Origin of the sequence: Klebsiella sp. 10982, assembly GCF_048589245.1 — a bacterium.
Lineage (GTDB): Bacteria > Pseudomonadota > Gammaproteobacteria > Enterobacterales > Enterobacteriaceae > Klebsiella > Klebsiella quasivariicola.
In genome coordinates this window covers 1-12,334 of sequence record NZ_JBMAXV010000029.1, presented here as the reverse complement: position 1 = coordinate 12,334, position 12,334 = coordinate 1, and the positions used below count along the sequence as shown (strand labels likewise).

General features: G+C 57.6%; 12 protein-coding genes and 1 pseudogene. 10 read left to right on the top strand and 3 right to left on the bottom strand.

Going from position 1 to position 12,334, the window contains the following annotated elements:
- Window positions 1-16 precede the first annotated feature (16 nt).
- The 3 genes from ibpB to ACKLKD_RS19475 all read left to right on the top strand — a co-directional run bounded on the left by ibpB (window position 17) and on the right by ACKLKD_RS19475 (window position 3,169).
- On the top strand, window positions 17-445 hold the full coding sequence (gene ibpB / locus ACKLKD_RS19485; protein WP_004145074.1) for a small heat shock chaperone IbpB: 429 nt from the start codon (window positions 17-19) through the stop codon (window positions 443-445).
- A gap of 136 nt (window positions 446-581) precedes the next feature.
- Window positions 582-1,406 (top strand): DNA damage-inducible protein D, encoded by an 825-nt coding sequence (dinD, locus tag ACKLKD_RS19480; RefSeq protein ID WP_080897968.1) that lies wholly within the window; start codon window positions 582-584, stop codon window positions 1,404-1,406.
- Between the two features lie 101 nt (window positions 1,407-1,507).
- A complete protein-coding gene (locus ACKLKD_RS19475; protein WP_025711347.1) occupies window positions 1,508-3,169 on the top strand; it encodes a putative transporter in 1,662 nt (553 codons plus the stop codon).
- On the opposite strand, the gene ACKLKD_RS19470 is transcribed toward ACKLKD_RS19475, so the two are convergent.
- On the bottom strand, window positions 3,137-3,883 hold the full coding sequence (locus ACKLKD_RS19470) for a GntR family transcriptional regulator (protein WP_025711346.1): 747 nt from the start codon (window positions 3,881-3,883) through the stop codon (window positions 3,137-3,139). The genes ACKLKD_RS19475 and ACKLKD_RS19470 overlap by 33 nt on opposite strands.
- Window positions 3,884-4,180: 297 nt before the next feature.
- Here ACKLKD_RS19470 and ACKLKD_RS19465 point away from each other — a divergent pair, with 297 nt between their 5' ends.
- The 5 genes from ACKLKD_RS19465 to ACKLKD_RS19445 all read left to right on the top strand — a co-directional run bounded on the left by ACKLKD_RS19465 (window position 4,181) and on the right by ACKLKD_RS19445 (window position 8,420).
- A complete protein-coding gene (locus ACKLKD_RS19465; RefSeq protein ID WP_008806753.1) occupies window positions 4,181-5,803 on the top strand; it encodes an alpha-glucoside-specific PTS transporter subunit IIBC in 1,623 nt (540 codons plus the stop codon).
- Window positions 5,800-7,122 (top strand): 6-phospho-alpha-glucosidase, encoded by a 1,323-nt coding sequence (locus ACKLKD_RS19460; RefSeq protein ID WP_025711345.1) that lies wholly within the window; start codon window positions 5,800-5,802, stop codon window positions 7,120-7,122. Before ACKLKD_RS19465 ends, ACKLKD_RS19460 begins: the two co-directional genes overlap by 4 nt.
- A gap of 101 nt (window positions 7,123-7,223) precedes the next feature.
- Entirely contained in the window at window positions 7,224-7,571 is a 348-nt protein-coding gene (locus ACKLKD_RS19455) for a YidH family protein (protein WP_025711344.1), read from the top strand.
- Window positions 7,561-7,923: a DUF202 domain-containing protein gene (locus ACKLKD_RS19450; protein WP_025711343.1), complete on the top strand. Its 363-nt coding sequence runs from the start codon at window positions 7,561-7,563 to the stop codon at window positions 7,921-7,923. The genes ACKLKD_RS19455 and ACKLKD_RS19450 overlap by 11 nt, the downstream gene beginning before the upstream one ends.
- Before the next feature lie 74 nt (window positions 7,924-7,997).
- Window positions 7,998-8,420, top strand: coding sequence for a hypothetical protein (locus ACKLKD_RS19445; protein WP_042929089.1), 423 nt, complete (start codon window positions 7,998-8,000; stop codon window positions 8,418-8,420).
- A gap of 3 nt (window positions 8,421-8,423) precedes the next feature.
- Here ACKLKD_RS19445 and dsdA read toward each other — a convergent pair whose 3' ends face one another.
- A complete protein-coding gene (gene dsdA / locus ACKLKD_RS19440) occupies window positions 8,424-9,752 on the bottom strand; it encodes a D-serine ammonia-lyase (RefSeq protein WP_025711341.1) in 1,329 nt (442 codons plus the stop codon).
- 17 nt (window positions 9,753-9,769) lie between these two features.
- Window positions 9,770-11,107 carry a D-serine transporter DsdX gene (gene dsdX, locus ACKLKD_RS19435; protein ID WP_025711340.1) on the bottom strand — a complete coding sequence of 446 codons (1,338 nt, stop codon included), beginning with the start codon at window positions 11,105-11,107 and terminating at the stop codon, window positions 9,770-9,772.
- A gap of 91 nt (window positions 11,108-11,198) precedes the next feature.
- On the opposite strand from dsdX, the pseudogene ACKLKD_RS19430 reads away from it, so the two are divergent.
- Together ACKLKD_RS19430 and dsdC are read left to right on the top strand one after the other, a co-directional pair.
- Window positions 11,199-11,315, top strand: a pseudogene (locus tag ACKLKD_RS19430) (hypothetical protein); the annotation flags it as partial.
- A gap of 16 nt (window positions 11,316-11,331) precedes the next feature.
- Window positions 11,332-12,255, top strand: coding sequence for a DNA-binding transcriptional regulator DsdC (gene dsdC / locus ACKLKD_RS19425; RefSeq protein WP_025711339.1), 924 nt, complete (start codon window positions 11,332-11,334; stop codon window positions 12,253-12,255).
- Window positions 12,256-12,334: the final 79 nt, after the last annotated feature.

Here is a 12,334-nt window from a genome sequence, read left to right as displayed (position 1 = left end):
AGAAGGAGAAAACACTATGCGTAACTACGATTTATCCCCCCTGCTGCGTCAATGGATCGGTTTTGACAAACTGGCCAGCGCCCTGCAAACCGCCGGTGAAAGCCAGAGCTTCCCGCCTTATAACATCGAAAAAAGCGACGATAACCACTACCGCATTACCCTTGCGCTGGCCGGTTTCCGTCAGGAAGATCTGGATATTCAGCTGGAAGGTACCCGCCTGGTGGTGAAAGGCACGCCGCAGCAGCCGGAAAAAGAGACCACATGGCTGCACCAGGGGCTGGTGAGCCAGGCCTTCAGCCTGAGCTTTACCCTTGCCGACAACATGGAGGTCTCTGGCGCGACCTTCACCAACGGCCTGCTGCATATCGATCTGACCCGCAATGAGCCTGAGCAGATTGCCCCGCAGCGTATCGCCATCAGCGAACGACCAGCGTTAAATAGTTAATTAAGCGAATAACTTATAAGGCCCCGATTTTCGGGGCTTTTTTGTGCGCGAGAGCGCAATAAACTTACTTGCTGCAACGGGTGTTTCAGTTTAAAAAACAATCATACTTTGGGACTCACTCAAACAAGGATACGTTATGAACGAACAGCAGCCATTTGAAGCGATTAGAAAGAGCGATGAGGCGGGGCGGGAGTATTGGTCTGCCCGCAACCTTGGTCCCCTGCTTGACTATAAAGAGTGGCGGAATTTTTATAAGGTCATTGCAAAAGCGATAATTTCATGTGAGGCGAGTGGTCATCCCTCGGCAGACCATTTTGTTGAAACCAACAAAATGGTCGAATTAGGTTCTGGCGCCAGCAGGAATCTTGAAGATTTCCACCTCTCACGCTACGCCTGCTATCTGGTAGTGCAAAATGGCGATCCGTCGAAACCGGTGATTGCTGCGGGGCAAACGTACTTTGCCTTGCAAACCCGGCGCCAGGAATTGCAAGATGATCAAATATTTAAGTCTCTACAAGAGGATGAAAAGCGACTGTTCCTGCGCAATGAACTCAAAGAGCATAATAAACATCTGGTTGAAACGGCCCAACGTGCCGGTGTTGAGACGACTCTTGATTTTGCTGTCTTTCAAAACCATGGCTATAAAGATCTCTATGGTGGTCTTGACCAAAAAGCAATCCATGAGCGTAAGGGCCTAAAGAAAAGCCAAAAAATACTCGACTATATGGGATCGACTGAGCTCGCGGCCAACCTGTTTCGTGCTACCCAAACGGAAGAAAAACTACGTCGGGACGCGGTTGATTCGAAGCAACTCGCCAACAAAACGCATTATGACGTAGGGCAAAAAGTACGCCAGACTATTAAAGATCTGGGTGGCACTATGCCTGAAGCGCTTCCTTCCCCGGAGAAAAGTATTCAGCAACTCACTATCGCAGCGAAAAATAAGAACGCGCCTGAGTAGCGTATCTTACTCCATGATTATTGTGCGCCAGGCGGCATACAACCCGTCTGGCAGTGGTCATAATCCCTGTAGTTAATAATGTTATTCACAGGGACGGTACCATGAGTGAGATAGCATTGACGGTCAGCGTGCTGGCGCTGGTGGCGGTGGTTGGGCTGTGGATCGGCAATGTCAAAATCCGCGGCGTCGGCTTTGGCATTGGCGGTGTCCTGTTTGGCGGGATTATTGTCGGCCACTTTGTCGATCAGGCGGGCGTCGCCCTTAGCAGCCCGATGCTGCATTTTATTCAGGAATTCGGTTTGATCCTGTTTGTCTACACCATCGGTATCCAGGTGGGACCGGGCTTTTTCGCCTCGCTGCGGGTCTCAGGCCTGCGGCTCAATCTGTTCGCTATCCTTATCGTTATCCTCGGCGGTCTGGTGACCGCGGTGCTACATAAACTGTTCAATATTCCTCTCCCGGTGGTGCTCGGCATCTTTTCCGGCGCGGTGACCAACACGCCGGCGCTGGGGGCCGGGCAGCAAATTCTGCGCGATCTTGGGGTGCCCTTCGATGTGGTCGATCAGATGGGGATGAGCTACGCGATGGCCTATCCGTTCGGCATCTGCGGCATTCTGCTGACCATGTGGCTGGTGCGCCTGTTCTTCCGCATCAATGTGGAGAAAGAGGCCCAGCGGTTTGAGGAGAGCAGCGGCAACGGCCACGCTCATTTGCACACCATCAACGTGCGGGTGGAGAACCCCAATCTCAATCAGATGGCGATTCAGGATGTGCCGATGCTCAACAGCGACAACATCGTCTGTTCGCGGCTGAAGCGCGGTGAGCTGTTGATGGTGCCTGCGCCGGGCACCCTTATCCAGGCTGGCGACCTGCTGCACCTGGTGGGGCGACCTGAGGATCTGCACAATGCGCAGCTGGTGATTGGCCAGGAGGTGGCGACCTCGCTGTCGACGCGCGGCACCGATCTGAAAGTCGAGCGGGTGGTGGTGACTAACGAGAAAGTGCTGGGGAAGAAAATACGCGATCTGCACGTCAAACAGCGCTATGACGTGGTGATCTCCCGGCTTAATCGCGCTGGCGTCGAGCTGGTGGCCAGCAGCAGCGCCAGCCTGCAGTTTGGTGACATCCTTAACCTGGTCGGCCGCCAGGAGGCGATTGACGCTGTGGCCGCCGAGCTGGGTAACGCCCAGCAGAAGCTGCAGCAGGTCCAGATGCTGCCGGTGTTTATCGGCATCGGCCTCGGAGTACTGCTGGGCTCTATTCCGTTATTTATTCCCGGCTTCCCCGCCGCGTTGAAGCTGGGGCTGGCTGGTGGGCCACTGATTATGGCGCTGATCCTCGGGCGCATCGGCAGCATCGGCAAGCTGTACTGGTTTATGCCGCCGAGCGCTAACCTGGCGCTGCGCGAGCTGGGGATCGTGCTGTTTCTGGCGGTGGTCGGGCTAAAATCGGGGGGCGACTTTGTCGCCACCCTGACCGAAGGCGACGGCCTGAGCTGGATTGCTTACGGCATCTTTATCACCGCCATCCCGCTGCTGACGGTAGGCATTCTCGCGCGCGTGCTGGCGAAGATGAACTATCTGACGCTGTGCGGCATGCTGGCCGGCTCCATGACTGACCCGCCGGCGCTGGCCTTCGCCAACAATCTGCACGCCACCAGCGGCGCGGCGGCGCTCTCTTACGCCACCGTCTATCCGCTGGTGATGTTCCTGCGGATTATCACCCCGCAGCTACTCGCCGTGCTGTTCTGGGGGCTGAGCTAGCGGGCTTTGCGCCTGGACGCGGCGCAGGTGGTAATCCACCTGATACTCGCTGGCGTTGCGGAACATGACGGAATAATTAAGAAACTCGCCGCTGTCGCTGTAGGAAAGGGAGGTAATACGCAGCAGCGGCGTCTGTTCAGGGACGTTCATTGAGCGCGCCAGCTGCCTGTCCGCCAGTACCGGCGTCAGCGTTTCATAGTTCCCGCTGATGATGATCCCGCACTCCTTCTCAATATAATCAAATTTCGACCCCTCCAGATGGCTCAGCGACAGGTTGCGGAACAGCTTCACTGGCATATAGCTATCCTCCAGCATCAGCGGCTTGCCATCGACGTAGCGCACCCGCCGTGAGAAGTAGATCCGTTCATCAATTTTAATCCGCAGCAGGCTGGCGATGGCCGGCGGGGCGGGCATCACCTCAAAGGCCAGCACCTGACTCACCACCTCTTTACCCTGCTTGCGCAACACTTCCGCCAGGCCGGTGAGATTACTGGTTTCGTGGTGGACATCTTTGCGCGCCACGTAGGTCCCGGCGCCGTGGCGACGAACCACCAGTCCCCAGTCCACCAGCAGATTGATGGCTTTGCGGATGGTCATGCGCGCCACCCCGAATTCCTCGGCCAGTTTTTTCTCTCCCGGCAGCGGGCTGCCGATGGCGAAGTCGGCGGAATTCAGCCGCAGCCGCAGACGGTCAGCAATAGATTTGTAGATCACCAGTAGTCCTCTTACGCAGGAAAGGGAAACGCTGTTTTCTTCATGATTTGTTAAAAAAATAGTTTTATTACAAATGATTAGTACTCATTTATTTAGTTAATTCCACTGACTGACTTATCGATGTCTAATTTTTATTAAAGAAGTAGACAACTTTGACCAAATTAAAACCATGAAAGCGATCACGAATCGCAACGGCGCGGCATGTTGTCGGACGGGCAAATTCCTATTCTCGAGTGAGGCCGGTAACAAGAAAAAGAAGGCCACTCACCCTACGAGTTGTTACATGAGGATTTTCAAATGCTCAGTCAAATACAACGCTTTGGCGGCGCCATGTTTACCCCGGTTTTATTGTTTCCTTTTGCCGGGATCGTGGTCGGTATCGCCATCATGCTGCGCAACCCGATGTTCGTCGGCGAAGCGCTGACCGCACCCGACAGCCTGTTTGCCCAGATCGTTCACATCATTGAAGAGGGCGGCTGGACCGTCTTTCGTAATATGCCGCTGATTTTCGCCGTCGGCCTGCCGATCGGCCTGGCGAAACAGGCCCAGGGCCGGGCCTGTCTGGCGGTGCTGGTGAGCTTCCTCACCTGGAACTACTTTATCAATGCCATGGGGATGACCTGGGGCCACTTCTTTGGCGTCGACTTTTCCGTTGAACCCACGGCCGGCAGCGGCCTGACGATGATTGCCGGGATCAAAACCCTCGACACCAGCATTATCGGGGCCATCGTCATCTCCGGCCTGGTGACGGCTCTGCACAATCGCTATTTCGATAAACCCCTGCCGGTATTCCTCGGCATCTTCCAGGGCTCATCCTTTGTGGTCATTGTCGCCTTCCTCGCGATGATCCCCTGCGCCTGGCTGACGCTGCTCGGCTGGCCGAAGGTACAGCTGGGGATTGAGTCGCTGCAGGCCTTCCTGCGCTCAGCCGGGGCGCTTGGGGTGTGGGTCTACATCTTCCTTGAGCGCATCCTGATCCCCACAGGCCTGCACCACTTTGTCTATGGCCCGTTCATCTTTGGCCCGGCGGTGGTGGAGGGCGGTCTGCAGGTCTACTGGGCGGAGCATCTGCAGGCGTTCAGTCAGAGTACAGAACCGCTGAAGACGTTGTTCCCGGAGGGCGGCTTTGCCCTGCACGGTAACTCGAAAGTGTTTGGTTCGGTGGGGATTGCGCTGGCGCTCTACTTCACTGCCGCGCCGGAAAACCGCGTCAAGGTCGCCGGCCTGCTGATCCCCGCCACGCTGACCGCGATGCTGGTCGGGATCACCGAGCCGCTGGAGTTCACCTTCCTGTTCATCTCGCCGCTGCTGTTCGCCGTTCACGCGGTGCTGGCGGCGACCATGGCGACGGTGATGTACATCTGCGGGGTGGTAGGCAATTTCGGCGGCGGTCTGCTCGACCAGTTCCTGCCGCAAAACTGGATCCCGATGTTCCATCACCACGCCTCGATGATGTTCATTCAGATAGGCATCGGCCTCTGTTTCACCGCCCTGTACTTCGTGGTCTTCCGCACCTTGATCCTGCGTCTGAACCTGAAGACGCCTGGTCGGGAAGAGAGCGAAATCAAGCTCTACAGCAAGGCCGATTACCAGGCGGCACGAGGTAAAACCACGGCCGCCGCCGCGCCAGAGACCCGGCTGGGTCAGGCCGCTGGCTTCCTGCAGGCCCTCGGCGGCGCCGACAACATTGAAAGCATTAACAACTGCGCCACCCGACTGCGCATCGCGCTGGTCGATATGGCGAAAACGCAAAGTGACGACGTCTTTAAAGCGCTGGGCGCCCACGGGGTAGTACGCCGCGGCAACGGGATTCAGGTCATCGTCGGCCTGCACGTTCCCCAGGTGCGCGACCAGCTGGAAAACCTGATGAAAGATTCTCTTTCGACCGAACATACCACCATGACGGAGGCAGTATCATGAAAAAATTCTCAGTTGTTATCGCAGGCGGCGGCAGCACCTTCACCCCGGGCATTGTTCTGATGCTGCTGGCAAACCAGGATCGTTTTCCGCTGCGGTCGCTGAAATTTTACGACAACGACGGCGCGCGGCAGGAGACCATCGCCGAGGCGTGCAAAGTGATCCTCAAAGAGCAGGCGCCGGATATTCAATTCAGCTATACCACCGATCCGCAGGCGGCGTTTACCGATGTTGATTTCGTCATGGCGCATATCCGCGTCGGTAAATATCCGATGCGTGAACAGGATGAGAAAATCCCGCTGCGCCACGGCGTGCTGGGCCAGGAGACCTGTGGACCGGGGGGGATCGCCTACGGTATGCGCTCTATCGGAGGCGTGCTGGAGCTGGTGGATTATATGGAAAAATACTCGCCGAACGCCTGGATGCTCAACTACTCCAACCCGGCGGCGATTGTGGCGGAAGCCACCCGGCGTCTGCGGCCGAACGCCAAAATCCTCAACATCTGCGATATGCCGATCGGCATTGAAGGGCGGATGGCGCAGATTGTCGGCCTCAAAGATCGCAAACAGATGCGCGTGCGCTATTACGGGCTTAACCACTTCGGCTGGTGGACCTCGATTGAGGACCTCGACGGCAACGATTTGATGCCGAAACTGCGCGAATATGTGGCGAAATATGGCTATGTGCCACCCTCTAACGATCCGCACACCGAAGCTAGCTGGAACGATACCTTCGCCAAAGCGAAAGATGTGCAGGCGCTGGATCCGCAGACCATGCCGAATACTTACCTGAAATATTACCTGTTCCCGGACTACGTGGTGGCCCACTCCAACCCGGAACGCACCCGCGCCAATGAGGTGATGGATCATCGGGAGAAAAACGTCTTTAGCGCCTGCCGGGCAATTATTGCCGCCGGGAAATCTACCGCCGGCGATCTGGAGATTGACGAGCATGCGTCGTATATCGTCGATCTGGCGACGGCCATCGCCTTTAACACGCAGGAAAGGATGCTGCTGATTGTGCCGAACAATGGGGCGATCCATAACTTTGACGCCGACGCGATGGTGGAAATTCCGTGCCTGGTCGGCCACAACGGGCCGGAGCCGCTGACGGTCGGCGACATCCCGCACTTCCAGAAAGGGATGATGAGCCAGCAGGTGGCAGTGGAAAAACTGGTGGTCGATGCCTGGGAACAACGCTCTTACCACAAACTGTGGCAGGCGATTACCCTGTCGAAAACCGTACCGAGCGCTTCGGTGGCGAAAGCTATTCTCGACGACCTGATAGCGGCCAACAAAGATTACTGGCCGGAGCTGCATTAATCCCCACGGTTAACCGGCGCCCCGTGGGGTGCCGGTGCTTCTCCCCGGTTCCTGATTTACGCTATGCTGAAGCCTGCCTGCGCGATGAACAAGGAACCGTAATGAAAATTTCCCGCCTCGGCGAAGCGCCGGACTACCGCTTTTCGCTGGCTAACGAACGCACCTTTCTGGCATGGATCCGCACGGCGCTTGGCTTTCTGGCCGCCGGCGTCGGCCTTGACCAGTTAGCGCCGGACTTTGCCACGCCGCTGATCCGTGAAATGCTTGCCCTGCTGCTGTGTCTCTTTGCCGGCGGCATGGCTATCTATGGCTATTTGCGCTGGCTGAACAACGAGAAAGCGATGCGCCTCAAGCAGGACCTTCCCTATACCCGCACGCTGCTGGTGATTAGCATCCTGCTGCTGATGGTGGTGGTGGCGGTGATGCTGCTGGTTCTGTATGGCGGATAAACGCCGGGCACGGCGCAAAGGCGACCCGGGACTACAGCCAGAGCGCACCTCACTGGCCTGGTTTCGCACCCTTCTGGGCTATGGTGCGCTGATGGCGCTGGCGATTAAGCACAGCTGGCACCGCGCCGGTCTGCCGTTCTGGCTGTCTGTCGGCGTGCTGGCCGTGGTGGCGGTGATCCTCTGGCGCTATACCCGCCGCCGTCATTTGATGGACGTCGATGACAGCGATTTTTTACAGCCGCGGGCGGTTCGTGACAAATTTTTGATCGCTCTCGCAGTACTTTCCCTGGCATTCCTGTTTGCTGTTACCCACCTTCAACAGATCGTTTTCTTCATCAGGGATATGTCATGACAGGATGTCCGGCGAATTTGCCTCTCACTCATGCCCCCGGCCAGCAACATGACACTCCCTATCAGGCTGTGGTTGTGGAGGCCGCTCATTGCCGCCAGCCGCAGGCGCTCTACGAGCAACTGCGTCAACAGGGGCTAACGGCTATCCATTTTATTCCGCAGCTGACGGCGGGCGATGCCGCGCTCTGGGGCGAGTTTCTCTGCACCGTTTTTCACCGCTGGGTGCGGGAAGATATCGGACGCATCAGTATTTTGCTGTTTAGCGAGACGCTGAGCGCCTGGTGTGGTGAGAAGATGGCGCCGCCGGGCGCGCCGGCGGCCAACAGCACCTGCTACGGCTGCCCGTGGCTGCGCCTGTGCCGCTGCGGCGAACAGGAAGACCCGCTGTGCGCGGGTTACCGGCAGTTCTACGATCTTAGCGGGCCTTATATGCGAGTAATGCGGGACTTACGCCGACAGCAGCGGCCGCCCGAGGCGCTGATGCCGCTGCTGCGCTGAAGGTTAGCGCCCCTTCGCCAGATACTGCGCCATCTCCTCTTCCGGTACCATGCCGCCGCCGGTCGCCCACACCAGATGGGTGGCCTGCTGCAGCTGTTGTTCATTCAGACCCTGCCGTTGATGATACGCCTGGCTGGCGCATACCCGCTGCGGCCCGGCCATTCCGGCCAGCGCGGAAGGTTCAAGGCGAATGTTTTCCGCTGTCGCCAGCCAGCCCAGCATGTCGTACATCGTCTGATCATCAAGGGTATACAGGCCATCGAGCAGACGCTCCATCGCCCGGCCAACGAACCCGGACGCCCGGCCGACCGCCAGGCCGTCGGCGGCGGTCAGGTTATCAATGCCTAAATCCTGCACCGCTATCTGGTCGTGGAGCCCGGTATAGACGCCGAGCAGCATGCAGGGCGAGTGGGTCGGTTCGGCGAACAGACAGTGAACATGGTCGCCGAAGGCCAGCTTCAGGCCAAATGCCACCCCGCCGGGGCCGCCACCCACGCCGCACGGCAGGTAGACGAACAGCGGATGATCGGCATCGACCACGCGCCCGGCTTGCGCGAACTGCGCCTTCAGGCGCTCGCCAGCCACGGCATAGCCGAGGAACAGCGTGCGCGAGTTTTCATCGTCGATGAAAAAGCAGTTTGGATCGGACTCCGCCGCCTTACGCCCCTGTTCGACGGCGACGCCGTAGTCCTCTTCGTACTCAACGACCGTTACGCCGTGGCTGCGCAGTTTGGCTTTTTTCCACGCCCTGGCATCGGCGGACATATGCACCGTCACCTTAAAACCAATGCGCGCGCTCATGATGCCGATCGACATCCCGAGGTTGCCGGTGGAGCCTACGGCGATGCTGTACTGGCTGAAGAACTGTTTAAATTCCGGCGTCAGCAATTTGCGATAATCATCCGCGGTGGTGAGCAGCCCGGCCTCCAGCGCCAGCTTTTCCGCATGGGTCAGCACTTCATAAATCCCGCCGCGCGCCTTAATGGAACCCGAAATCGGCAGATGGCTGTCTTTTTTCAGCAGCAAATCGCCGCTAATCGGCTGACCGAATTTTTGCTCAAGGCAGGCCTTCATGGCCGGAATGGCAACCACGTCCGATTCGATAATCCCGCCAGTGGAGGCGGTTTCCGGAAAGGCTTCCGCCAGATAAGGCGCAAAGCGCTGAAGGCGAGCATGGGCGTCTTGCACATCGTCGGCGGTCAGGCCGACATAAGGTAACCCTTCCGCCAGGGTGGTGGTGGCGGGGTTAAACCAGGTGGTTTCTTTCAGGGCGATCAGATCCTGCACAAGCGGGAAGGTCGCGGTTAAGGTGGTCAATTCAGCGTGTTTCATCATACGTCTCTTTGCGCTCAGATAATGAAAGAAAGCAGGAAGGTAGCGGCCAGTGCAAGTAGTGAAGCGATAAATGTCGCCGTCGTGTAGTACTTGAACGTTTCGCTGAGGCTGGCGCCGCAGTATTGTTTCACCAGCCAGAACAGGGAATCGGTGACGATCGTGCAGCCAATGGCGCCGGAACCGATAGCAATGGCGATGATCTCCGGGCTTACGCCAGGATACAGCGGCAGCATCGGCGCAACGATCGCGGTGGCGCCCATCATCGCCACGGTAGCGGAGCCGACGGCGGCATGCAGAATAAGCGCCACCAGCCAGGCCAGCAGGATCGGGTGCATATCAAGGTTCGAGAGGATCACCGCCAGGCTATCGGCCAGGCCGCTGGATTTCAAAATCGCGTTGAACGCGCCGCCCGCGCCAATAATCAGCAGAATATTAGCAATCGATCCGAAGCCGTTTTCAGTATGAGTCAGCAGGACGCCCATCCCCATCTGGCGACGAATACCGAGAATGTAATAAGCGACAAAAACGGCAATAAACATCGCGGTGATCGGGTTGCCGATAAATTCCAGCACCGTATACAGCGTGCCGCCTTTGGCCATATTCAGTTCGGCGACGGTTTTCACCAGCATCAGCCCAATCGGTAACAGCACGGTAAACAGCGTGGCGCCGAGCGACGGCAGCGTCGATTCTTCGCGAACCTCGAGGTTGGAAAACTCCGCTGGCACTGGTTTAAACGGCAGGCGGTTGCCGAGCAGCCTGAGAAACAGCGGGCCGCCGACCAGCGAGGCGATCAGGCCGACCAGCAGACCATAGACGATAACCGTCCCGATATCGGCGCCCAGTTTGTTGGCAACGAACAGCGCGGCCGGATGCGGCGGCACCACGCAATGCACCGCCATCAGGGCCGTACACAGCGGAATGGCCAGCTTCAGCAGTGAGGTATTGGTTTTTTTAGCGATGGAGAACGCCAGCGGGATCAGCAGCACCACGCCGACTTCGACAAACAGCGTAATGCCGCAGATCAGGCCGACCAGCACCATAATCACGTCCGCCGACAGCCAGCGGCAGCGCTGCAGCGTCAGGCCGATACGCTCCGCCGCGCCGGAAACCTCCATCATCTTACCGAGAATGGTGCCGAGACCGATCACCGCCGCGAGGAAGCCCAGCGTGCCGCCGATGCCGCTCTCAATGGCGTTGACCATCTCCAGCGGGCCCATCCCCATCATCGCGCCGACGAAAAAGCTCGCCAGCAGCAGCGCCAGAAACGGATGAAACTTCAGTTTGACGATCGTTAAGACGATTAACACGATGCTTATCAGCAGCGTGCTCACAACCCAAATTTGCGATTCCATACCCCACCTCGCCGTAAATAACGTGTGGTTATTGAACAGAAAACCGGCATGGGCTGACAAACGATATAAATGGCCTTTCAGATGAGCCAAATTGAATCAAGAAGGTGATTTAGCTCTAAAAGTGACCTTTAAACTTGCAGTGAGTCAAATTAATTCATCCTTTAGCGGAAGTTCTGGCGTTATTTTTTTATTATCCAGACTCCTCTTCTCGCCAGGATCGCGTTATGGATGCACTAAAAACCTTAGGTACCCGGTTGCTCAACGGCTGGCAGCTCTCCAGGCTGTCGACGTTTGAAGTGGCGGCGCGGCATGAGTCGTTCGCCCTGGCCGCAGACGAGCTGGCGCTCACCCCAAGTGCCGTCAGTCACCGGATTAATCAGCTGGAAGAAGAGCTGGGGATCCAGCTCTTTGTCCGCTCGCACCGCAAAGTGGAGCTGACGCGTGAAGGGAAGCGCGTTTACTGGGCGCTGAAGTCGTCGCTGGATGGCCTCAATCAGGAGATTCTGGACATCAAAAACCAGGAACTCTCCGGCAGCCTGACGGTTTATTCGCGCCCGTCGATAGCCCAGTGCTGGCTGGTGCCCGCGCTGGGGGATTTTAGCCGCCGCTATCCGGCCATCTCGCTGACCGTGCTGACCGGCAACGATAACGTCAACCTGCAGCGCACAGGTATCGATCTGGCAATCTACTTCGATGATGCGCCGTCGTCGCAGCTGAGCCACCATTTTCTGATGGATGAAGCGATCGTGCCGGTATGTACGCCAAAATACGCGCAACAGCAGCATTTAAACCACACTCCAGGCAATCTGCGCCACTGTACGTTGCTTCACGATCGCCAGGCATGGAGCAACGATTCCGGCACCGATGAATGGTTCAGCTGGGCACAGCAATTTGGGATTGAATTGCCGCAATCGTCGGGTATCGGCTTCGATCGTTCTGATTTAGCGGTGATTGCGGCAATGAATCATGTGGGGGTAGCGATGGGGCGCAAACGGCTGGTGCAGAAGCGGTTAGACAGCGGGGAGCTTATCGCGCCGTTCGGCGACATGACGCTGAAGTGTCACCAGCACTACTATGTGACGACCTTGCCGGGCCGTCAGTGGCCGAAAATCGACGCCTTTATCGAATGGCTGCACAGCCTGACCTGAAAAGAGCTGAGCAACGGCTCAGTGCCTGATAATCGCCCGGCGGCGCTGCGCTTGCGCGGGCCTACAGACGACCCGTCCG